The organism is Roseococcus sp. SDR (assembly GCF_019083995.1).
Lineage (GTDB): Bacteria > Pseudomonadota > Alphaproteobacteria > Acetobacterales > Acetobacteraceae > Roseococcus.
Genome location: NZ_JAHRCU010000021.1, coordinates 21,537 through 43,981 on the forward strand (window position 1 = coordinate 21,537; position 22,445 = coordinate 43,981).

21 protein-coding genes and 1 pseudogene are annotated in these 22,445 nt (G+C 71.1%); 21 read left to right on the forward strand and 1 reads right to left on the reverse strand.

What is annotated here, in order from left to right; genetic code table 11:
* Position 1 precedes the first annotated feature (1 nt).
* The 12 genes and pseudogenes from KTR66_RS19970 (at position 2) to KTR66_RS20025 (ending at position 13,066) form a co-directional block, all read left to right on the forward strand.
* A complete protein-coding gene (locus KTR66_RS19970) occupies positions 2-1,597 on the forward strand; it encodes an ABC transporter substrate-binding protein (protein WP_213615720.1) in 1,596 nt (531 codons plus the stop codon).
* Positions 1,594-2,559, forward strand: a complete 966-nt coding sequence (locus KTR66_RS19975) for an ABC transporter ATP-binding protein (RefSeq protein ID WP_213615722.1) — start codon at positions 1,594-1,596, stop codon at positions 2,557-2,559. Before KTR66_RS19970 ends, KTR66_RS19975 begins: the two co-directional genes overlap by 4 nt.
* Positions 2,556-3,521: an ABC transporter ATP-binding protein gene (locus tag KTR66_RS19980; RefSeq protein ID WP_213615724.1), complete on the forward strand. Its 966-nt coding sequence runs from the start codon at positions 2,556-2,558 to the stop codon at positions 3,519-3,521. Before KTR66_RS19975 ends, KTR66_RS19980 begins: the two co-directional genes overlap by 4 nt.
* Positions 3,521-4,447: an ABC transporter permease gene (locus KTR66_RS19985; RefSeq protein WP_213615726.1), complete on the forward strand. Its 927-nt coding sequence runs from the start codon at positions 3,521-3,523 to the stop codon at positions 4,445-4,447. Before KTR66_RS19980 ends, KTR66_RS19985 begins: the two co-directional genes overlap by 1 nt.
* A 1-nt stretch (position 4,448) precedes the next feature.
* On the forward strand, positions 4,449-5,324 hold the full coding sequence (locus KTR66_RS19990) for an ABC transporter permease (RefSeq protein WP_213615728.1): 876 nt from the start codon (positions 4,449-4,451) through the stop codon (positions 5,322-5,324).
* A 10-nt stretch (positions 5,325-5,334) separates the two neighbouring features.
* Complete coding sequence (locus tag KTR66_RS19995; RefSeq protein ID WP_213615730.1) at positions 5,335-6,759, forward strand: alkaline phosphatase family protein; 1,425 nt, start codon at positions 5,335-5,337, stop codon at positions 6,757-6,759.
* A 103-nt stretch (positions 6,760-6,862) separates the two neighbouring features.
* The gene (gene phnC / locus KTR66_RS20000; protein WP_256437635.1) at positions 6,863-7,618 is read left to right on the forward strand and encodes a phosphonate ABC transporter ATP-binding protein; all 756 of its coding nucleotides are present in this window, start codon (positions 6,863-6,865) and stop codon (positions 7,616-7,618) included.
* Positions 7,618-8,484 carry a phosphate/phosphite/phosphonate ABC transporter substrate-binding protein gene (gene phnD, locus KTR66_RS20005; protein WP_213615735.1) on the forward strand — a complete coding sequence of 289 codons (867 nt, stop codon included), beginning with the start codon at positions 7,618-7,620 and terminating at the stop codon, positions 8,482-8,484. Before phnC ends, phnD begins: the two co-directional genes overlap by 1 nt.
* Positions 8,481-9,278 (forward strand): phosphonate ABC transporter, permease protein PhnE, encoded by a 798-nt coding sequence (phnE, locus tag KTR66_RS20010; RefSeq protein WP_213615737.1) that lies wholly within the window; start codon positions 8,481-8,483, stop codon positions 9,276-9,278. Before phnD ends, phnE begins: the two co-directional genes overlap by 4 nt.
* A complete protein-coding gene (locus KTR66_RS20015) occupies positions 9,275-10,231 on the forward strand; it encodes an NAD(P)-dependent oxidoreductase (protein ID WP_213615739.1) in 957 nt (318 codons plus the stop codon). The genes phnE and KTR66_RS20015 overlap by 4 nt, the downstream gene beginning before the upstream one ends.
* A gap of 101 nt (positions 10,232-10,332) precedes the next feature.
* Positions 10,333-11,197: pseudogene (locus KTR66_RS20020) on the forward strand (IS3 family transposase).
* 231 nt (positions 11,198-11,428) lie between these two features.
* Complete coding sequence (locus KTR66_RS20025; protein ID WP_213615741.1) at positions 11,429-13,066, forward strand: phosphoenolpyruvate hydrolase family protein; 1,638 nt, start codon at positions 11,429-11,431, stop codon at positions 13,064-13,066.
* Here the strand turns inward: KTR66_RS20025 and KTR66_RS20030 are convergent.
* Positions 13,030-13,644, reverse strand: a complete 615-nt coding sequence (locus KTR66_RS20030) for a hypothetical protein (protein ID WP_213615743.1) — start codon at positions 13,642-13,644, stop codon at positions 13,030-13,032. The genes KTR66_RS20025 and KTR66_RS20030 overlap by 37 nt on opposite strands.
* Before the next feature lie 109 nt (positions 13,645-13,753).
* Here KTR66_RS20030 and KTR66_RS20035 point away from each other — a divergent pair, with 109 nt between their 5' ends.
* The 9 genes from KTR66_RS20035 to KTR66_RS20075 all read left to right on the forward strand — a co-directional run bounded on the left by KTR66_RS20035 (position 13,754) and on the right by KTR66_RS20075 (position 22,439).
* A complete protein-coding gene (locus KTR66_RS20035; RefSeq protein WP_213615745.1) occupies positions 13,754-14,629 on the forward strand; it encodes a branched-chain amino acid ABC transporter permease in 876 nt (291 codons plus the stop codon).
* On the forward strand, positions 14,622-15,617 hold the full coding sequence (locus KTR66_RS20040; RefSeq protein WP_371819177.1) for a branched-chain amino acid ABC transporter permease: 996 nt from the start codon (positions 14,622-14,624) through the stop codon (positions 15,615-15,617). Before KTR66_RS20035 ends, KTR66_RS20040 begins: the two co-directional genes overlap by 8 nt.
* Before the next feature lie 38 nt (positions 15,618-15,655).
* Positions 15,656-16,927, forward strand: coding sequence for an ABC transporter substrate-binding protein (locus KTR66_RS20045; RefSeq protein WP_249732285.1), 1,272 nt, complete (start codon positions 15,656-15,658; stop codon positions 16,925-16,927).
* Between the two features lie 114 nt (positions 16,928-17,041).
* A complete protein-coding gene (locus KTR66_RS20050) occupies positions 17,042-17,785 on the forward strand; it encodes an ABC transporter ATP-binding protein (protein WP_371819178.1) in 744 nt (247 codons plus the stop codon).
* Positions 17,785-18,492 carry an ABC transporter ATP-binding protein gene (locus KTR66_RS20055; RefSeq protein WP_213615751.1) on the forward strand — a complete coding sequence of 236 codons (708 nt, stop codon included), beginning with the start codon at positions 17,785-17,787 and terminating at the stop codon, positions 18,490-18,492. Before KTR66_RS20050 ends, KTR66_RS20055 begins: the two co-directional genes overlap by 1 nt.
* Positions 18,493-18,506: 14 nt before the next feature.
* Entirely contained in the window at positions 18,507-19,703 is a 1,197-nt protein-coding gene (locus KTR66_RS20060; protein ID WP_213615753.1) for a Tm-1-like ATP-binding domain-containing protein, read from the forward strand.
* Positions 19,703-20,533, forward strand: coding sequence for a phosphoenolpyruvate hydrolase family protein (locus tag KTR66_RS20065; RefSeq protein WP_213615755.1), 831 nt, complete (start codon positions 19,703-19,705; stop codon positions 20,531-20,533). The genes KTR66_RS20060 and KTR66_RS20065 overlap by 1 nt, the downstream gene beginning before the upstream one ends.
* Before the next feature lie 15 nt (positions 20,534-20,548).
* Entirely contained in the window at positions 20,549-21,463 is a 915-nt protein-coding gene (locus tag KTR66_RS20070; RefSeq protein ID WP_213615757.1) for an SRPBCC family protein, read from the forward strand.
* 1 nt (position 21,464) lies between these two features.
* Positions 21,465-22,439: a quinone oxidoreductase gene (locus tag KTR66_RS20075; protein WP_213615759.1), complete on the forward strand. Its 975-nt coding sequence runs from the start codon at positions 21,465-21,467 to the stop codon at positions 22,437-22,439.
* Positions 22,440-22,445 lie beyond the last annotated feature (6 nt).

Sequence of the window (22,445 nt, forward strand, 5' to 3'; positions counted from 1 at the left end):
CATGCGCCGCCGTCACCTCGCGGGCCTGCCCGCGCTGTTCGCCGCCCCCGCGCTCGCGCAATCGGACCAGCGGCCGGAACTGCGCGTCGCGGTGCAGAAGATCTCCAACTCCAACACGCTGGAGACGCCGCGCGAGCAGTCCAATGTCGGCTTCCGCCTCTCGACGCTCTATGCCGAGAGCCTGATCGGCACGAACTGGACCGGCGACCTGCGCGCCGTGCCCGAGCTCGCCACCGCGACGCGCCGCCTGGATGACCGCACGGTGGAGTTCGAGCTGCGCCCCGGCGTGCGCATGCATGACGGCCGCGTGATGACGGCCGAGGACGTGGCCTTCTCGATCGGCGGCGCGCGCCTCTTCGGCACCGGGGCGGCGCGTGAGCGGGGCGGCATCACGGCGGGCCAGCAGGGCATGGAGCCGCAACCCGAGGTGATCGCGACCGCCCGCCGCACCTTCCCCGGCCTGGAGCGGGTGGAGGTGGTGGGCGAGGGGGTGGTCCGCTTCGTGAACCGAACGCCGGATGTGACGCTGGAGAAGCGCCTGCAGCAGAATGTCGGCGTCATCCTCTCCCGCGCCGCCTTCGAGGCATCCGAGAACTGGCTCGCCTGGGCGCGCCGGCCCATCGGCACCGGCCCCTATCGCGTGGCGGAATTCCGGCCGGACGTCTCCCTCACCTTCGAGGCGCATGACGAATACTGGGGCGGCCGCCCGCCGGCCCGCCGCATCCGCTTCGTCGAGATCCCGGAGGCGGCAAGCCGCGTGAACGCGCTCTTCTCCGGCGAGGTGGATTTCGCGACCGACATTCCGCCCGACCAGATCCGCAGCGTCGAGCGCAATCCGCGCTTCGAGGTGCAGGGCAGCGCCATCAACAACATCCGCATCCTGGCCTTCGACACGAGCCACGCCGTGCTGCGCAACCCGCTGGTGCGCCGCGCCATGAGCCATGCGATCGACCGCCAGGCGATCGTCGGCTCGCTCTGGGCCGGGCGGACCGAAATTCCGCGTGGGCTGCAGCTGGAATTCTTCGACGACATGTATCTGCGCGACTGGGACAACCCGCGCCACGATCCGGCCGAGGCGCGGCGCCTGCTGCGTGAGGCCGGCTATCGCGGTGAGCCGATCCCCTATCGCTGCCTCAACAACTACTACGTGAACCAGACCGCCAATGCTCAGGTGATGGTGGAGATGTGGCGCGCGGTCGGCCTGAACGTGCAGCTGCAGATGATGGAGAACTGGACGCAGATCCTCGAGCCCGGCCCGACGCGCGGCGTACGTGACTGGTCCTGCACCCATGTCTTCGCCGATCCCGTCGGCTCGCTGGTGCGGGCCATGGGGCCCGGCAGCCCTCTGCAGCGCCAGGAGGAATGGAGCAACGCCGCCTTCAACGCGCTATCGGCAGAGCTGGAAGCCTCGACCGACCGCGCGCGCCGCCGGGTCGTCTTCCGGCGCATGCTCGAGATCATCGAGCGCGAGGACCCGGGCTACATGGTGCTGCACACGGCGGCGACCTTCATCGCCAAGCGGCGGGACATCCGCTGGCGCGCCTCGCGCGGCTGGCCGATGGATTTCCGCGCCAGCAATCTCGGCTTCGGCGCGTGAGCCTGGTTGCGATCCGCGACCTCACGGTCGGCTTCGACGGGCAGGCCGCGCTGCGCGGCATCTCGCTCGACGTGGCGCCGGGCGAGGCGCTGGGCCTGGTGGGTGAAAGCGGCTGCGGCAAGTCCGTCACCTGGCTTGCCGCGCTGGGCCTGTTGCCGGCCAAGGCGATGGTGACCGGCTCGGTGCGGCTGGCGGGCGAGGAACTGCTCGGCGCCGCCCCCGCCACGCTGGAGCGGGTGCGCGGCGGACGCGTCGCGATGATCTTCCAGGACCCATCCAGCAGCCTGAACCCGGTGCTGCGCGTGGGCGCCCAGATCACCGAGGCGCTGGCGCTGCACCAGGGGCTGCACGGCGCGGCAGCGCGGGCCGAGGCGCGGCGCCTGCTGGACCAGGTGGGCATTCCCGACGCCGCACGCCGGCTGGATGCCTACCCGCATGAATTCTCCGGCGGGCAGAGCCAGCGCGTGATGATCGCCATGGCGCTGGCGGGCCGCCCCGATCTGCTGGTGGCCGATGAGCCGACCACGGCGCTCGACGTGACCATCCAGGCGCAGATCCTGGAACTGTTGGCCGCGCTGCGGCGCGAGACGGAGATGGCGCTGGTGCTGATCAGCCACGATTTGGGCGTGGTGGCCGAGACCTGCGACCGCGTGGCGGTGATGTATGCCGGCCGCATCGTCGAGGAGGCGCCGGTCGAGGCGCTGTTCGAGCGCCCGGCCCATCCCTACAGCTGGGGCCTGCTGGGCGCGTTGCCCGAGCTCGAGGGGCCGCGGCGCCGGCTGGCGGCCATCCCGGGCGGCGTGCCCGAGCCCTGGGCGATGCCGCCCGGCTGCGCCTTCGCGCCGCGCTGCCCGCGCCGTGACGCAGGCTGCGACTTCGCGCCACCCGCGCCGCGCTCCGTCGGTCCCGCGCATCGCGCCGCCTGCCTCCATCCCGCCCGCGCCGAGGCCTGCCTCGCATGAGCGCGCTGCTGGAGGCGCGCGGCCTGGTGCGGCGCTACAGGATGCGGCGCGGATTGTTCGGCGCGCCGGTCGCATTGCGCGCGGTGGATGGCGTCTCGCTCGCGCTGGCGCCCGGGCGCACGCTGGGCCTGGTGGGCGAAAGCGGCTGCGGCAAATCCACCACCGGCCGCCTGGTGCTGGGGCTGGAGGCGCCCGATGACGGCGCCGTCCTGGTCGAGGGCCGACCCATGCCCCCGCCGGCCAGCGCCGAATGGCGCCGGCTCCGCGCCCGGATGCAGATGGTTTTCCAGGACCCGCTGGGCGCGCTGGACCGCCGCCTGACCATCGGCGCCCAGGTGGCGGAGCCGCTGGTGATCCATGGCCTCGACCCCGCGCGCATGCCGGCGCTGCTGGCCGGCGTCGGCCTGCGGCCGGACCAGGCGGCGCGCTATCCGCATGAACTCTCGGGCGGCCAGCGCCAGCGCGCCGTGATCGCGCGCGCGCTGGCGACCGACCCGTCGCTGCTGGTGTGCGACGAACCGATTTCGGCGCTCGACGTCTCGATCCAGGCGCAGGTGATGAACCTGCTTCAGGATGTGCAGGAGCGCCTCGGCCTCGCCATGCTCTTCATCAGCCATGATCTGCGCGCGGTGCGCCAGGTCAGCCATCGCGTCGCCGTCATGTATCTCGGCCGCATCGTGGAGGAAGGCGAGCCCGATGCGGTCTTCGCGACGCCGGCGCATCCCTACACCCGGGCGCTGGTCTCCGCGATTCCGCGGCGTGGGCGCGCGGGCGCGCGGATCGTGCTGAAGGGCGATCCGCCCAACCCTGCGGCGCGGCCCACGGGCTGCGCCTTCCATCCGCGCTGCGCCCATGCCGTCGCGCGCTGCAGCGCCGAGGCGCCGGTGCTGGCGCCCCGCGCCATGGATGGGCGCATCGTCGCCTGCCACCTGGCGGAAGCGCCGCTGGCGGAGGCCGCCTGATGCTGCGCTTCTTCACCATCCGGCTGCTGCGCGCGGCGGTCACGCTCACCATGGTTGTCACCTTCGCCTTCCTCGTGCTCATCGCCTCAGGCGATCCGGCCGACATCATCATGGGCAGCGACGCGCCGCCCGAGGCGATCGAGGCCTTCCGCCAGGCCTGGGGCCTCGATCGGCCGATCTGGGTGCAGTACCTCTCCTATTTCAGCGCCATCCTCTCGGGCGATCTCGGCCGCTCCATGCGCGACGGGCGGGACGCCATCGTGCTGGTGGCCGAGCGCATCCCGGCCACGCTGGCGCTCACCCTGCCGGCGCTGGCGCTGAAGCTGGCCCTTGGCATCCCGGCCGGCATCTACGCGGCGCTGCACCGCAACTCCATGGCGGACCGTGCCGTGATGGTGCTGGCGGTGGCGGGCTTCACCATCCCCTCCTTCGTGCTCGGGCTGCTGCTGGTGCTGGTCTTCGCCGTGCAGCTCGGCTGGCTGCCCTCTGGCGGGCAGGAGAGCTGGCGGCATGCCATCCTGCCGGTCATCACGCTCGGCATCGGGGGGGCGGCGGTGCTGGCGCGCTTCACCCGCAGCGCCATGCTGGAGGTGCTGGGCCAGCCCTATATCCGCACCGCGAGCGCCAAGGGCGTGGCCTGGCGCGCCGTGGTGTCGCATCACGCGCTGCCCAATGCGGCGATCCCGACGGTCACCATCATCGGCTTCATGGTGGGCTCGCTGCTCGCCGGCGCGGTGGTGGTGGAGAGCGTCTTCTCCTGGCCCGGCGTGGGGCGCCTGCTGGTGACGGCGGTGGCGAACCGTGACCTCGCCGTCGTGCAATGCATCCTGCTGCTGGTGGCGGCCACCATGATCACGGCGAACCTGGTGGTGGACCTGCTCTATGGCCTGCTGGATCCGCGGCTGCGAAGCGGGAAGGAGGGCTGAGATGCCGGAAGCGCCGCTCCCTGTCCTCACCGCCGCGCCGCCCCGTCCGGCGCGCGCGCTGCCGCCGCCGCTCGTGCTCTTCGGGCTCGGCTGGCTCGCGCTCATGCTGGCCGTCGCGCTGCTCGGCGACGTGATCAGCCCCTATCCCTACACGCAGCTCGACCTGCGCAACCGGCTCTCGCCGCCGGTGGGCTTCGGCGGCGGCTGGCTGCATCCGCTGGGCACGGACGAGCTGGGGCGGGATGTGCTCTCGCGCCTCATCGCCTCCATCCGCACCAGCCTCGTCATCGCCTTCGGCGCGACCATCGTGGGCGCCGTGCTCGGCACGACGCTCGGCTTCCTGGCCGCGCATTTCCGCGGGCTGGTGGAGCAGGCGGTGATGGCGCTGGTGGATTTCTCGGCCTCCATCCCCTTCCTGATCCTGGCGCTGGCGGTGCTGGCCTTCCTCGGCAATTCGATGGGGCTCTTCGTGCTGCTGCTCGGACTGCATGCCTGGGAGCGCTACGCTCGGATCGCGCGGGGGCTGGCACTTTCGGCCAGCGCGCAGGGCTATGCGGGCGCGGTGCGGCAATTGGGCGCCTCGCCCTGGCGGGTCTATGGGCGGCACATCCTGCCCAACATCGCCTCCACGCTCATCGTCTCGATGACGCTGGCCTTCCCCGAGGTGATCCTGCTGGAGAGCGGGCTCTCCTTCCTCGGCCTCGGCGTGCAGCCGCCCGAGACCTCGCTCGGCAACATGGTGGGCTATGGGCGCGAATACCTCACGCGCGCGCCCTGGATCCTGCTCGCGCCCGCCGTGGTGATCGTGCTGACGACGCTTTCGGTGTCGCTGATCGGCGATTGGCTGCGCGACCGCCTGGACCCCACGCTGCGTTGAGGAGATGACAATGACCCGCTTCGTGATGTTGGCCCTGGACGGGCTGCGGCCCGACATGGTGACGCCCGCCCTCACGCCCCACCTCTGCGCTTTGGCGGCGGCGGGCACGCGCTTCGCGAATGCGCGCAGCGTCTTCCCCTCGGAGACGCGGGTGGCGACGCCCTCGCTCATCACCGGATGCCGGCCGGGCGGGCATGGTATGGTGGCCAACACATTGTTCGATGCGGCGGCGGCCCCCGACCGCCTGTTGCGGACCAAGCTGGTCGCCGATGTGGCGGCGATGGCGCAGGGCCGCGAGACGCCGTTGCAGCGGCCTTCCCTGGCCGAACGCCTCGCGCCGCACGGCAGGAGCTTCGCCCTGGTCAGCGCGGGCACGGCCGGCGCCGCGCGGCTGCTGCACCCCGCGGCCGAACGGCTCGGCGCCTTCCGCTGGAATGTCGAGGATGAAGATGGCGCCACGGCGGCCGAGGTGCGCGCCGCGCTCGGCGCCACGCCGCCGCATGGCATGCCCAACACCGCGCGCGTCGAATTCGCCGGGCGTGTCCTGCTGGAGCATGTGCTGCCGCACCATGCGCCCGATGTCGCGCTGCTCTGGCTCTCGGAACCGGATGTGGCCTTCCACTGGGCCGGCCTGGGCGCTGCGGAGACGCTGGCCGCGCTGCGCGCCGCGGACGCCGTGCTGGGCCGCGTGATGGATTGGCGCGATGCGCAGCCCGATGCGGCCGAGATCGGGATCATCGTGCTTTCGGATCACGGGCATGTGACGGGGACGCGCAAACTCAGCCTGCGCGACGAGCTGGTGAAGGCCGGCTTCCGCGCCGGCACCGGCATGGGGCCGGATGTGGATGTGGTGGTGGCGCCGGCCGCGGCCCCTGGCCTCTGGCTGCGCGATCCCGCCCTGGCGCCGCAGATCGCGGAGTTCCTGGCGCGGCAGGATTGGGCGGGGCCGTTGCTGGCGCGCGATCCCGGCATTCTCCCGGCCGGCCACGCCTTCCCGCTGGCCGCTCTGGGCAGCGCGCATGCCCGCAGCGCCGACCTCGTCGCCACCTTCGCCGGCACCGAGACGGCGGATGCCTGGGGCCTGCCCGGCACCGCGCCCTTCGACGCGCCCGACGTGCCGGAGGGCGGGGGCATGCATGGCGGGCTGCACCGCGCGGAGCTCGCGACCGTGCTGGTCATGCAAGGCGGACCCTTCCGCCGGCGTGCCGTGGCCGAGGAGCCGGCCGACCTGACGGATATCGTGCCGACCCTCCTGCACGCGCTGGGATTGCCGGGGGAGGGGATGGAAGGGCGCCCGCTGCGTGCCGCTTTCGACGCGGCGCTTGATGCGCCGCCCTTGCCGCTGGTCCTGCCGCTGCGGGGCGGCTTCGCGCTGGAGGCGATGCGGGCCACGCCTGATGGCCGGCTCTATCCGACCGCGCTGCGCCGCGCATGACAAGGCGCGCGCCCCCCCGTCTCCGCAGGATCGTCACCTCGGTGTCACTGCCGTGTCACGCGGCGCTGCTAGGCGCGCCGCTCGCATGAGCGGGACCTGCATGATGATTCGGACCGAGGCCCTGGGCGTCACCTACCCCAATGGCACCATGGCGCTGGCGCCCACCAGCCTCGACATCGCCGAGGGGCGGTTCACCGTGCTGCTCGGCCCCTCGGGCGCGGGCAAGTCCACGCTGCTGCGTTGCCTGAACGGCCTGGTCCGGCCCAGCGAGGGCCGCATCCTGGTGGCGGGCGAACCCCTTGCGGGCAGCGCCGCCTGGCGCGCGCATCGCCGCGCCACGGGCATGGTTTTCCAGCAGCACCAGCTGATCGGCCGCGTCAGCGTGCTGGGCAATGTGCTGACCGGCCGGCTGGGCTATCACTCGTCGCTCCGCACGCTCTGGCCCTTCGCCCGCGCCGAGAAGCGCCGCGCGCTGGAGGCGCTGGAGCGCGTCGGCCTGCTGGACAAGGCGCTGGCCCGTGCCGACCAGCTCTCCGGCGGGCAGCAGCAGCGCGTGGGCATCGCGCGCGCGCTGGTGCAGCAGCCCCGCCTGATGCTGGCCGATGAGCCGGTCGCGAGCCTCGACCCCGCGACCGCGGAGCGCGTGATGCGCCTCCTGCACGAGATCTGCACCAGCGACGGGCTGACCGCCGTCGTCTCGCTGCACCAGGTGGATCTCGCGCGGAAGTTCGGCGAGCGGATCATCGGCCTCGCGCGCGGGCAGGTCGTCTTCGACGGCACCGCGGCGATGCTCGATGCCGCGGCCATTTCCCGGATCTACGGCACACCCGTCACCATCCCTGAGAAGGAGTTCGCCTGATGCTTGCACGTCGCACCCTTGCCGCCGCAGCGCTGCTGCCGCTGGCCACGCCCGCGCTTGCTCAGGGCGCTGATCCCCGCCGGCTGCGCGTGGCCCTCCTGCCGGATGAGAACGCCTCGACCATCATCCAGAACGCGCAGCCGCTGCGCGCCCATCTGGAGCGCAGCCTCTCGCGGCAGATCGAGCTGGTGGTGACGACCGATTATTCCTCGATGATCGAGGCGATGCGCTTCGGCCGCATCGAGATCGCCTATTTCGGCCCTTTCTCCTACGTCCTCGCCAAGTCGCGCGCGCCGGGCATCGAGCCCTTCGCGGTGGGCATCGAGCGCGGCTCGCCCACCTACAACTCGGTCGTGATCGCGCAGGCGGGCGGGCCGGTGCGGGCGCTCGAGGACATCCGGGGCCGGCCCTTCGGATTTGGCGACCAGGCCAGCACCTCGGCGCATCTGGTGCCGCGCGCGATGATCCTCCAGCGCACCGGCCTGGTGGGGAACCGCGATTTCCGCGTGGTGCATCTCGGCACGCATGATGGCGTGGCCCGCGCCGTGCAGAATGGCCAGGTTCCGGCCGGCGCGCTCTCCAAGTCCATCCTCGACACGCTGGTCCGCCGCGGCGTGGTGGATGCGGCCCGGCTGCAGGAGATCGCGCTCTCCGATCCGATCCCGAACTATCCGATGGTGATGCAGGGCAACCTCGCCGAGCCGCTCAAGGCCGCGATCCGCACTGCCTTCCTGGAGCTGCGCGAGCCCGAGGTGCTGCGCGCCTTCCGCGTCGAGGGTTTCGCGCCCACGACGGATGAGGCCTACAACATCCTGCGCGAGACGGCGCGGCTGCTGGAGATGGACCTGAACGCGGTGCGCGGATGAGCCCCACCCAGGACGGCATCCTGCGGGAGGATGGCGCGGCGCTGCGCCGCGGCACGCTGGCGGTGCTGGCGCTGCTCGCGCTCTGCGCCGCGGCCCTTGCACTCACCGGCTTTTTCGATGCGCAGCGTTTCGCGGACGGCCTGCCCGCGCTCGCCCAGCTCGCCGACGAGATGGTCCCGCCGGATTTCACCCGCTGGCGGGCCTGGGTGCGGCCCCTGCTCGATACGCTCGCCATGTCCGTCGCGGGCACGGCGCTGGCCGTCGTGCTTTCGCTGCCGATCGCCCTGCTGGCGGCGCCCAATGTCTCGCCGCATCCGCTGCTGCTGGGCGCGGCGCGCACGCTGCTCTCGTTCCTGCGATCGGTGCCCGAGATCATCATGGGCATCATCTTCGTCGCGGCCGTGGGCTTCGGCGCGCTGCCGGGCGTGCTCGCGCTCGCGCTGCATTCGGTGGGGATGGTCGGCAAGTTCTATGCCGAGGCGATCGAACACGCCGATCCGCGCCCGATCGAGGCCGCGCGTGCGGCCGGCGCGTCGCCGGCGCAGGTGGTGACGCATGCGGTGCTGCCCCAGGTGCTGCCGCAACTGGCCGATGTGACCATCTATCGCTGGGAGTATCACTTCCGCGCCTCCGCCGTGCTCGGCATCGTGGGGGCGGGTGGCATCGGCTTCGAGCTGATCGCGGCCCTGCGGCTGATCGACTACGCGCAGGTCTCGGCCATCCTGCTCTGCATCCTCGCCTGCGTCGTGGTTGTGGACGCACTGGGCTCGGCGCTGCGCCGACGCCTCAAATGAGCGCGCGCATCCTCTGCACCGCGCGCATTTTCCCCGAGACCGCGGCCCTGCTGGCGCCGGTGGGAGGGGTCGCGCATCCCGCGGGCGCCGCGCCCTGGCCGCGGGCCGAACTGCTGGCGCGGCTGCGTGAGGCGGAGGCGGTCATGGCCTTCATGACCGACCGGGTGGACGCGGCCTTCCTCGACGCCGCGCCCCGCCTGCGCGTCCTGGCCTGCGCGCTGAAGGGCTATGACAACATCGATGTGTCCGCCTGCCAGGCGCGCGGCGTTGAGGTCTCCATCGTGCCGGATCTGCTCACTTCGCCGACGGCGGAGCTCGCGGTGGCACTGACACTCGGGCTGGCGCGGCACCTGCGTTCCGGCGATGCGGCGGTGCGCGCGGGGTTCGAGGGCTGGCGCCCGGAGCTCTACGGGCTGGGGTTGGATGGCGCGGTGGTCACGATCCTCGGGCTTGGCGCACTCGGCTCCGCCATAGCGGCGCGGCTTGCCCCCTTCGGCTGCATGCTGCGCGGCGTGGACAGCGCGCGCGAGGCGCCTGGCGTTGTGCGCCTGCCGATCGGCGCCGCCCTGCGGGAGGCCGATATCGTCATCGTGGCGCTGCCGCTCAACGCGCAGACGCGCGGCTTGATCGGGGCGGAGATGCTGCGACTTCTGCCGCCCCATGCGCTGTTGGTGAATATCGGCCGTGGCTCCGTGGTGCGGGAGGCGGACGTGCTGGCCGCGCTGGAGGCTGGTCGCCTCGGCGGCTATGCGGCCGATGTCTTCGAAATGGAGGATTGGGCGCTGGAGGACCGACCCCGCGCCATTCCACCGGGCCTGCTCATGCATCCGGCGACGCTGTTCACCCCGCATCTCGGCTCGGCGACGTTGGCCGCGCGCCGCGCCATCGAGGCGCGCGCTGCCGCGAACATCCTGGATGTGCTGGATGGGCGGGCGGCGCGCGACCGGATCTGAGGACAGGGGGCGGGGCAGCTGTGACCTGCCTCCCGGATCCTGGGCCGCCCTGAGCTGGAAAATTCCAGTTTAGGATTGGGCTTGGAGACGGAGGGATGGCGATGAAGAAGTCGAAGTTCACGGATGCGCAGATCGCGTTCGTGTTGCGCCAGGCGGAGGAGGGGACGGCGATCCGGGAGGTCTGCCGCAAGGCGGGCGTCTCGGAGGTGACGTTCTATAACTGGCGCAAGAAGTACGGCGGGCTGATGCCCTCGGAGATGCGTCGGCTGAAGCAGCTCGAGGAGGAGAACGGCAAGCTGAAGAAGCTTGTGGCGGATCTCTCGCTGGATCGGGCGATGCTGCAGGACGTCCTGGCAAGAAAGCTCTGAAGCCTGCGCGGCGACGCCAGTTGGTGAACGACGTCCGGGGTGCGTGGAAGGTCTCGATCCGTCGGGCCTGCGCGGTGACCGACGGCCACCGGAGCAGGCCAACGAGACCTGGGCGATGGACTTCGTGCATGACCAGTTGGCGACGGGGCGGACGATCCGCGTGCCCACGATCGTGGACACGTTTACGCGCCATGCGCCGGCGATCGAGCCGCGGTTCGGCTACCGGGCGGGCGACGTCATCGACGTGCTCGAGCGCGTCGGGCGGGAGCATGGATTTCCGCAAGCGATCCGCGTCGACCAGGGCAGCGAGTTCGTGTCACGCGAACTGGATCTCTGGGCCTACCAACGCGGGGTAACGCTCGATTTCTCCCGACCGGGAAAGCCGACGGACAACGCGTTCATCGAAAGCCTGAACGGGAAGTTCCGGGCGGAGTGCCTGAATGCGCAATGGTTCATGAGCCTCGACGACGCGCGGGCGAAATGCGAGGCTTGGCGTAGAGACTACAACGAGGTTCGTCCGCACAGCGGGATCGGCAACAAACCGCCGGCGAGCCTGGTGAAATCGGTCAGCGGCACACGGCCCACGCCCACCGAATAGCGCTGGATGACGCCCGCCAGGGCGGTCCAAGGATGGGTAGCAGGTCAATCATCGGTGCACCCGCCGCAAGGCCGCGGCGCCGCACTGCCCCTGGCTTCATGCGCCCATCACATTCCTCCCGCGATCACCGCGACCGACGCGCGGTGCCGCCAATCACTTCGGCACAGGGTTTCAGGCCGCGACACGCAATCGCCGATTCCCGCCACCGACGATTTGGTCTAGCTCCGGCCCATGCGCGGGACGAAGCGGGAAATCCTGGTGGGCGCGGCCATCGGCCTGGGCATGACGGCGCGCGCCGCTGCCGATGGCGGCGCCGACTTCCTGCTTGTCCTCAATGCCGGCCGCCTGCGCGTCATGGGCGCGCCCTCGCTCGCGGCGATGCTGCCCATCGCCGACAGCAATCGCTTCACCGACGAGTTCGCGCGGCGCGAGATCCTGGACCGCGTTCGCATCCCCGTCTTCTTCGGCGCCGCTGCCTGCGACCCCCGCCTCGACCTGCCCACCTTTGTCGAGGGGCTGAAGGCGGCGGGCTATCACGGGGTGGCCAACTTCCCGACGGCCATCCACCTCGACGGCGCGTTGCGGCGTGCGCTGGAGGAAGCGGGCCTCGGCTTCGGGCGGGAGGTGGCGCTGCTCGCCGAGGCGCGTGCGCAGGGCCTCGCCACGCTCGGCTACGCCAAGACGCGCGCCGAAGCGGAGGCGATGGTGGCGGCGGGCGTAGAACGCCTCTGCCTCAACTTCGGCTGGAACGCGGGCGGCAGCCAGGGCGTGCCGGGCGGCGTGCCGATCGAGGAAGCCGCCGAGCGCGCGCGGCGCGTCTTCGCTATGGTCCGGCGCCGGGCGCCGGGCACGCGCTGCCTGGTGGAGGGCGGGCCGATCGTGGACCCGGGCCACATGCTCCAGGTCTGCGACGCGTCGCGCGCGGATGGCTATGTCGGTGGCTCGACGCTAGATCGCCTGCCGCTCGAACTCTCGGTGATGCAGAGCACATCGGCCTTCAAGACCGCACCGCTGCTGCGGCCGGAGGCACGCAACGCCGCCGTGCTGCCGCCCGGGATCGTCGGGCGCTCCGCCGCGGCGAGGGCGCTCGCAGCTCGGATCGCGCGCGTCGTCGCGACCGACCTGCCGGTGGTGGTGGAGGGCGAACCTGGCTCGGGTCGCACCACCACCGCGCGCGCGCTTCACGCCGCCGGTGGCCGCCCCGGCGTGCCGCACTTCCTCGACGCGCGGGAAGACATCGCGGCCACGCTCTTCGGCGACGCGCCACGCGGGCTGCTCGGGCGGCCCGGGCACACTGTCGTGATCGAGCACGCCGACGGGCTGGCGCCCACGCTGCGCGCGCGCCTGTCGGACTGGATCGAGCACGGCAGCTTCGCGCGCTTTGCCAGGCCGGGTGAGCGCGTGCCGCGCGCGCGCCTCGTGCTCGTTCATCCGCCGGGCGGGCAGGCGCTGGCCCGCGCGCTCTCCGCGCAGCGACTGCCCGTCCCGCCGCTGCGCGACCGGCTGGAGGACATTCCGCTCATGGCCCGCGCTATGCTGCGGGAGGCGGGGCGCCCCTCCGCCCTCATCGAGCCCGGGGCGCTGCGGCTGCTCATGGCGCAATCCTGGCCGGGCAACCTGCGCGAACTGCGCGAGGCACTGATCCGTGCCTCCACGGAGACGCGCGATGGCCGCGTGACGGCGGCGGGGCTCGAGGCGGTGCTCGGCCCCGCGCCCACCGCGGCCGCGGCGCCTGAGATGGACGAGCGCGCCTGGATCCTCGACGCGCTGCGCCGGCATCGCTTCCGCCGCGGGGAGACCGCCGCCTTCCTCGGGATCGCGCGCAAGACGCTCTACAACCGGATGCGCCGCCTCGGCCTTGAGGACTGAGGCGGCGCGACGGCCGGTGTGAACGGCGCGTCCGACCAGGCGATCGCTTCGCCGCCCTCCACAGCGACATGGCTGGCGAGCGCCGCCCAGTCCTCTCCGACGGGCAGCACCAGGCGGCGCAAACCGGCCGTGAGCGCCGCGTCCACCGCGCCGCGCGTCGCCGCGAAGGCGAGCGGTTGGAGGCCCTGTGCGGCAAAGGCAAGGAGCGTGCGGAACTCCGCCTCCGCCCGGTAGCCGACGGCGGCCAGCGCCGCCGCCGCCTCGCCCTCATGCGCCTGGACGCTGGGCCAGTTGAGCACCTGGCTGATGCGGGCCCCTCGCAGCACCGCCGCGGCGTCAGCCACGCGCAAGAAGGGATCGCAGGCGAAGATCGCGGCGATGGGCGGGTGCTCGACGAAGGGTTCGCGCGCCGCCAGATCGGCCAGCAGCGCGCCGTTCACGTCAAGCACGGGAAGCTGCGCGACCAGCGGCCAAGACGACGCGGCAAAGGGGCGCAGCCCCGGGAGGAAGGCCGTCGAGGCGCGCTGCGCCAGCGGGATGGCAGCCAGATCTGCAGCAGGGCGGACGGGAAATGGCATACTCAATTTTACCCAAACACTACGGAATTTCCATCTTGCGGCGACCTTCCGGCTTCGTCATCACTTCCACCGAGGCCGCAAAGACTGGCCGATGGGAGCAAACGACCGGATGGACCTCGCGGCCACCATCTTGCTGAACGGGCTGACGCTCGCCGCACTGTACTTCATCGTGGCCAGCGGCTTCTCGCTGATCTTCGGCCTCATGCGTGTCGTGAACATGGCGCACGGCTCGCTCTACCTGATCGCGGGCTATGTCGGCTACGCGGTGTTCGAGCCGCTCTACGACCAGGACCTCTGGTGGGCCTGGTATGCCGGGCTCGGCGCGGGCATCGCCGCGGCCGCGGTCTCCGGCGCGCTGATGCAGAAGCTGCTGCTGGGCTGGATGCAGGGGCAGGAGCTGCGCCAGGCGCTTGTCACCATCGGCGTCTCGATCATCGCGGCCGACCAGCTGCTCGCGTTCTATGGCGGCACCCCGCGCCAGTTCTTCGCGCCCGACGCCATCTTCGGTTCCACCCAGGTGCCGCTCGTCGGCGGCTATCCCACCTTTCGCCTCGTGCAGATCGGCATCGCGGTCGTCGTCGGCGTGGGGCTGTGGCTGCTGCTGAACCGCACGAAGCTCGGCATGATGATCCGCGCGGGCGTGGACGACCGCGAGATGCTCGGCGCCTGCGGCGTGAACGTGCCGCTCGTCGGCGTCGCGGTGTTCGCGCTTGGTGCGGCGCTGTGCGGCATCGGAGGCATCGTCGGCTCGACGGCGCAGCCGCTCGCCATGGGGCAGGATGGGCGCTTCCTGCTCATCTCCCTCGTCGTGGTCATCGTGGGCGGCATGGGCTCCGTCACCGGGACGGCGGTGGGCGCGGTCCTGGTCGGCCTTGCGGAGCAGCTGGGTCAGGCGCTGTTCCCGACCTACTCAGTCATCCTGACCTTCGTGATCATGGTGGCTGTGCTGGCGCTCCGGCCGCAGGGAATCCTAGGCCGTGCGTGATCGCCTCCTGCTGCTCTCGCTTCTGGGGCTCGGCCTCATGGCGGCGGCGCCCTTCCTGCTGCAGGCAATGCTGCCGGCCAACCAGGCGCAGTTCTGGACGGCCAATGTGCTCGGGCGCGCGGCGGTGTTCGGCATCATCGCCATGTCGCTCACCTTCCTTGCGACCTATGGCGGTTTCATCTCGCTCGCGCAGATGATGATTGCGGGTGTGGCGGGCTACGCCGTCGCCGTCTTCGTCGAGGGCGCGGTGCCGCGGATCGTGGGTGGCCTCGGCTACGGGCTTGCGATCCCGCTCGGCGTGCTGGCGGCGACCGTGATGGGGCTGATCGTGGGCGCAGTCTCGGTGCGCACGCGCGACATCTACCTGCTGATGATCACCCTCGCCCTCTCGATGGGCGTGTTCCGCTTCGTCGAGACGAACATTGCCTGGTTCAACGGCTATGAGGGCATCCGCAACGTCGTCGGGCCGGAGCTGTTCGGCCTCGGCTTCCGCGACCCGTGGCTGTTCTACTACGTGGCGCTCGGCACGGCGGTGCTGCTGCTGGCGGGCGTGCTCTACCTCGTGCGCTCGCCCTTCGGGCTGGTGCTGCAGGGCATCCGCGACAATCCGCGCCGCGTGGCCGCCCTTGGCTACAACGTGGCGCTGCACCGCATCGCCGCCTTCGGCGTCGCCGGCTTCATCGCGGGGTGCGGCGGCGTGCTGGCCACGATCTACAACATCGGCATCTCGCCCGGCACGATCGGCCTGGGTGCGACCGTCAACGTGCTGATCATGAGCGTCATCGGCGGGCTGGGCCATCCGGTGGGCGCCTTCCTCGGCTCGCTGATCTTCACGATCTTCGACACCTTCGCCGCCAATCTCTACGACCGCGACCGGTTCAACACGCTGATCGGCGCGGTCTTCCTCATCATCGTGCTGGTCTCGCCCGATGGGGTTATCGGCATCGGTGCGCGGCTTCGCCGCCTTCTCGGGGGATCCAAGCCTTGAGCCACAACCACACTGGAGGAACACCCATGACTCTGCGCATGTCTCGCCGCACGGCCCTGCTGGGCGGCGCCGGCCTTGCCACCGCGGCCGGCGGCCTTGCCACGCCCGCCATCGCCCAGCGGGCACCCATACGCCTGGGTGGCCTGACCACCCTCGAAGGGCCCTTTGCCACCGGCGGGCAGGACGCCTACCGCTGCGTTCAGATGGAGCTGGAGCGGATCAACAGCACCGTCGGCGGGCGGCGCATCGAGTTCATCCGCGAGAGCAGCAACGCGCAGGCCGACGTGGCCCTGGCCCGTGCGCGCAAGCTCATCGAGCAGGACAATGTGGACATCATCCTGGGCCCGCTGTCGGGCGCCGAGGGCATCGCGCTGCGCGACTACTCCCGCACGCTGACGGGCCGGACGATCGTGAACGGCAGCTCGGGCGCGGCGGACACCACGCTGCGCAACCCGAGCCCCAACTTCTTCCGCTTCTCGACGGACGGAACGCAGTGGATGGCCGGCCTCGGCAACCACGTCTTCCGCAACATGAACATCCGTGAGGTTGCGGTCGCGGCGGGCGACTATGCCTTCCCCTACGCGCAGGTGTTCGGCTTCAACATCGAGTACTGCCGCGCCGGCGGCCGTGTGCAGCACTACTGGGCGCCGCTCGGCACCACCGACTTCTCCGCGCAGATCGCCCAGATCAACCGCTCCAACGCGGGCGCCATCGTCGTGGTCCATGGCGGGACCGACGGGCTGGCCTTCATGACGCAATACGCCCAGTCGGGCGGCAACAAGCCGCTGATCGCGGGCTCCATCATGGCGGACCAGACCATGCTTTCCGCCCGTGGCCCGCATCGCCGCGTGATGGTGGGCATGATCTCCGCCGGCCCCATCGCCGACGTGATCGACGACCCCACCTGGCGCGAGTTCGTGGAGCGCTACCGCCGCCGCTGGCTGAACGAGGGCGGCTTCCAGTCCCCCTCGATCCATGGCGTCAACTACACCACCAACCTCTACGGCATCCTGCACGCGCTGCGCGAGGTGGATGGCGACCTGTCGAACAACCAGCAGGCCTTCCAGCGCGCGCTGGCCAATGCGCGCATCACCGCGCCGACGGGCGCGGCCGTGCGGCTCGACCACAACCGCCAGGCCATCTCCGACATCTTCCTCAACCGGATCGAGGAGCGGGACGGGCGTGCGCAGGTCGTCGCCTTCGCGCGCGCGCAGCAGATCAACCAGACCCTCGGCACGCCGGAGGCGCAGTTCCTCGCCCTCGGCGCGCCGTCCCGTGACAACCCGGGCTGCGTGCCGGCCGCAAGCTAGCCGCCGCGCGGGACTGGCACCGCCTCCCGGGGCACGCCCCGGGAGGAGAGGCGGGGGCGGCGGATGGGCCGCGCGCCCCTTGTGTTTGAGTGGATTCGGGTTGGGAAGAACCGGGTGGTTCCTGCGATCAGTCTTGCCGGCGTCAGCCGCCGCTTTGGTGCGCTCCAGGCCGTGCGCGACGTCACCTTCGACGTCCAGCCCGGCGAGCGCCGTGCGGTGCTCGGTCCAAACGGCGCGGGCAAGACGACGCTGTTCAACACCATCTGCGGCGACTTCCCACCTACCGCCGGCAGCATCCGCCTCTTCGGCACGGACATTACACACCTCAAGCCGCATGAGCGCACGCGGCTGGGCATCGGCCGCACCTACCAGACCTCGCTGCTCTTCAACGGGCTCTCGGTGCTGGACAACCTTTTCGTCGCGGTGCGCGGCCTCAGGCCCAACCGCTTCTCCTTCCTGCGCCCCTCGCGCGGCGATGACGGAATGGCGAAGGCGCGCGAACTCGCCGAGCGCATGCGCCTCTCCCACCTGCTCGACGCGGAGGTGGTGAACCTCTCCCACGGGCAGCGTCGCCAGCTCGAGGTCGGCATGGCCATGGCCGGGGATCCGCGCGTGCTGATGCTCGATGAGCCCGCCGCCGGCCTCTCGCCCGGTGACCGGCCGGAGCTGCTGAAGCTACTGCGCGAGCTGCCGCGCACGCTGACGCTCATCCTCATCGAGCACGACATGGACATCGCGCTGCCCGCCGCGGACATCGTGACCGTGATGAAGGACGGCGAGGTGGTGGTGCAGGCGCCGCCCGACCGCATCGAGGACGACCCGGTGGTGCAGGCGATCTACCTTGGAGGCGGGCATTGATGCTGAAGGTCTCCGGCCTGCATGTCCGCTTCGGCCAGGCGCACATCCTCCAGGGCGTCTCGCTCGAGCTGGGCGAGAAGCCGCTCGCCATCGTCGGCCGCAACGGCATGGGCAAGACGACGCTGTGCGGGAGCATCTGCGGCCTCGTCGCCGCGAGCGAGGGCGAGATCACGCTCGACGGCGCGCGGCTGAACGGCCTTGCGCCCTATCGCATCGCGCGCCAGGGCGTTGCGCTGGTGCCGCAGGGGCGGCGCACCTTTCCCTCGCTCTCGGTGCACGAGCACCTCAAGCTCGTCAGCCAGGGCAAATCCGCGCGCTGGAACATCGAGCGCATCTACGAGACCTTTCCGCGCCTCGCGGAGCGCCGCAACAACGGCGGCACGGAGCTTTCGGGCGGCGAGCAGCAGATGCTCGCCATCTCCCGCGCGCTGCTGATGAACCCGAAGGTCGTGGTGATGGACGAGCCGAGCGAGGGCCTCGCTCCCGTCATCGTGGACCACCTGATCGGCGTGCTGCGCGACCTGCCGAAGGACGGGATGCGCCTGCTGCTGGTGGAGCAGAACCTGCGCGTCGCGACCGAGGTGGCCGAGGAGGTCGCGATCATGGTCACGGGCCGCATCGCCGCGACCATGCCCGCGCGGCAGCTCGCCGAGGATTCCGAAACGCAGCGCCGCTACCTGGGCGTAGCAGCGGGCGCACATCATTGAGAAGGGAGAGGGCGATGGCGAAGGTCTACGTCATCGGGACCATGGACACCAAGGCCGAGGAGCTGCGCTTCGCCCGCGATTGCGTGCGCCGCGCGGGTGCGGAGGCGGTGCTCGTGGATGTCGGCACGAAGGGGGCCGGCGCGGGCGCGGATGTGACGGCCGCCGAGGTCGCAGCCCATCACCCGGACGGGGCGCGGGCGGTGCTCAGCCTCGACGATCGCGGCAAGGCGGTCGCGGGCATGGCGGAGGCGCTGACGCGATGGCTCTCCGCGCGCGGGGATGTGGGCGCGGTGCTCGGCCTCGGCGGCTCGGGCAACACGGCGCTCGTCACCCAGGCGATGCGCGCGCTGCCGATCGGCACGCCGAAGCTGATGGTCAGCACCGTCGCCTCCGGCAATGTCGCGCCCTATGTCGGCCCCTCCGACCTCGCGCTGATGTATTCGGTGGTGGACGTGGCCGGGATCAACGGCATCTCGCGCCGCGTCATCGCCAACGCGGCGCATGCGGCGGTCGGCATGGCGCTCAACCAGCCGCCCGCCGCGATGAGCGGCGAGAAGCCCGGCCTCGGCATGACGATGTTCGGCGTGACGACCGCCTGCATCACCATGCTGCGCGAGGCGCTGGACGCGACGCATGAGTGCTACGTCTTCCACGCCACCGGCGCGGGCGGACAGAGTATGGAAAAGCTCGCGGACTCGGGCCTTGTCTCCGCGCTGATGGACATCACGACGACCGAGGTGCCGGACTTCCTGGTCGGCGGCGTCTTCCCCTGCACCGAGGACCGCTTCGGCTCCGCCATCCGCACGCGCCTGCCCTATGTCGGCAGTGTCGGCGCGGTGGACATGGTGAATTTCGGCGCGAAGGAGACGGTGCCCGCGCGCTTCGAGGGCCGCAACCTCTACGTCCACAACCCGCAGGTGACGCTGATGCGCACCACGCCCGAGGAGAACAAGGCGATCGCCGAGTTCATCGTCTCGCGCCTTAACCGCATGGAGGGGAAGGTGCGCTTCCTGCTGCCGCTCGGCGGCGTTTCTGCCATCGACGTGCCCGGCATGCCCTTCCACGACCCCGCGGCGGATGCCGCGCTGTTCGAGACCATCCGCGCCGGCTTCCAGCCCAGCCCGGACCGCAAGCTCATCGAGGTCCCGGCCGCCATCAACGACCGTGCCTTCGCCGACGCGGCGCTTGCCGCCTTCAAGGAGATCGCCTGATGCCCCGCCCCTCTCGCGGCGAGTTGCTGCGCAAGTTCCACGACATGGCCGCGCGCAAGGAGCCGATCATCGGTGGCGGCGCGGGCACCGGGCTCTCCGCCAAGTGCGAAGAGGCGGGCGGCATCGACCTCATCGTCATCTACAACTCCGGCCGCTACCGCATGGCGGGCCGCGGCTCGCTCGCGGGGCTGCTCGCCTACGGCAACGCCAACGAGATCGTGAAGGAGATGGCGCGCGAGGTGCTGCCCGTCGTCAAGCACACGCCCGTCATCGCGGGCGTCAATGGCACGGATCCCTTCGCGATCATGGACCACCTGCTTGATGAGCTGAAGGCGCTGGGCTTCGCGGGCGTGCAGAACTTCCCCACCGTCGGCCTCATCGACGGCACCTTCCGCGCCAATCTCGAAGAGACGGGCATGGGCTTCGGGCATGAGATCGACATGATCCGCTTGGCCCACGCGAAGGACATGCTGACCACGCCCTACGTGTTCAGCGCCGACAATGCGACGGAGATGGCGAAGGCCGGCGCGGACATCCTGGTGCCGCATCTCGGCCTGACGACGGGTGGCGCGATCGGCGCGCAGACCGCGCTCAAGCTCGAGGATTGCCCCGCGCTCATCACCGAATGGGCCGAGGCCGCGCGGCGCGTGCGGCCGGACATCCTGGTGCTGTGCCATGGCGGCCCGATCTCCTCGCCCGAGGACGCGACCTGGGTGCTGCGCAACACGCCCGGCATCAACGGTTTCTATGGCGCCTCCTCGATGGAGCGCCTGCCGACCGAACTCGCGCTCACCGAGCAGACCCGCCGCTTCAAGCAGATCACCTTCTGAGCAGGAGACGCCGCCATGGCCCGCGCCTACGCCTCCACCATCCTCGACGCCAACATCGCCACCGTCTGGGCGACCATCCGTGACTTCAACGGCTTGCCCTCCTGGCACCCGGCCATCGCCCGTTCGGAGATCGAGGACGGGCTCGATTCCGACGTAGTGGGCTGCGTGCGCCGCTTCTTCCTCCAGGACGGGACGATGGTGCGCGAGCGGCTGCTCTCGCTCTGTGACCGCACCACCAGTTTCACCTACAACTTCGAGACGCCGGCCTTCCCGGTGACGAACTATCGCGCGCGCGTGCGGCTGATGCCCGTCACCGCTACGGGCCAGACCTTCGCGGAGTGGGAGGCGACCTTCGACGAGGCGCCGGAGGATGTCGGGAAGTATGTGGACATCATCTCCAACGGCGTGTTCCAGGGCGGCTGGGACGCGCTGAAGAAGGCACTGCCCACGCGCCCGAAGGTGGACGCGCCGCTGTGGCATGGCTTCCCGCCGAACAAGGTGTGGTGCAGCACGGTCATCCCCGCGCCCGCGAGCGCGGTGTGGAACATCATCCGCGACTTCGCCTCGATGGGCGAATGGCACCCGGACATCTCGAAGATGAACATGCTGGGCGGCGCGCGGCCGGACAAGGTCTCCGGCACGCGAGACTTCCTGTTCGGCCCGGGCCACCTGAACGAGGTGCTCCTGCACCTCGATGACGAGGAGATGAGCTACTCCTACTACATCACGAAGTGTGAGCTGCCCTGGGTGCGCTACGTCAGCGGCCCGCGGCTGTGGCGCGTGACCGATGGCGACCGGTGCTTCGCCACCTGGTGGGGCGACTGGGCGGCGGCCGCGCAGGATGACCTCTCGCTCATCCCGACCGCCGAGAACGCCGTGTATCTCAAGGCCTATGAGACGGTTGCAGCGCGCCTGGCCGGAGGGCGCTGACATGCCGCAGGCCGTCATCATCGAAGCCACCGGCGGTCCCGAGGTGCTACGCCCCGCCGAGCACGAGCCGGGCGCGCCGGGCGAAGGCCAGGTGCGGCTGCGCCAGACCGCGATCGGCGTGAACTACATCGACGTCTATCACCGCACCGGCCTCTACCCGCTGCCCGGCCTGCCCGCGATCATCGGCATGGAGGGCGCGGGCGTCGTCGAGGCGGTGGGCCCCGGCGTGAGCGACCTCGCGCCCGGCGACCGCGTCGCCTATGCCTGCCCGCCCACGGGGGCCTATGCGTCGGTGCGCCTCGCGCCCGCCGCGCAGATGGTGAAGCTGCCGGAGGCGATCAACGACGAGGTCGCGGCCTCCATCATGCTGAAGGGCATGACAGCGCAGTATCTGCTGCACGACACGGCGCCGGTGCGCGCCGGTGACTTCGTGCTGGTGCACGCGGCGGCGGGCGGCGTCGGGCTGCTGCTCTGCCAATGGGCGAAGCATCTCGGCTGCACGGTGATCGGCACCGCCAGCACCGAGGAGAAGGCGGCCCTCGCCCGCGCCCATGGCTGCGACCACCCGATCGTCACGCGCGGCGGGGATTTCGCGGCGCGGGTGAAGGAGATCACGGGCGGCGCGGGCTGCCGCGTGATCTACGACGGCATCGGGCGCGACAGCTTCGCGGGCTCGATGGAGAGCCTCGCCATGTGCGGCCGCCTCGTCTCCTTCGGCCAGGCGAGCGGCCCCATCGAGCCCATCGCGCCGGGGCTGCTCTCGGCCAAGTCGGCCAGCCTCTCGCGCCCGGTGCTGTTCCACTACACGGCGAAGCGGCCGGAGCTGCTGCGGATCGCGGGCGCGCTGTTCGAGGTGATCGCCTCGGGCGCCGTGAAGGTCGAGCCGCCGCGGCGCTACGCGCTGGCGGAGGCCGCCCAGGCCCATGCCGATCTCGAGGGGCGGCGCACCACCGGCTCGCTGGTGCTGGTGCCCTGACCGACA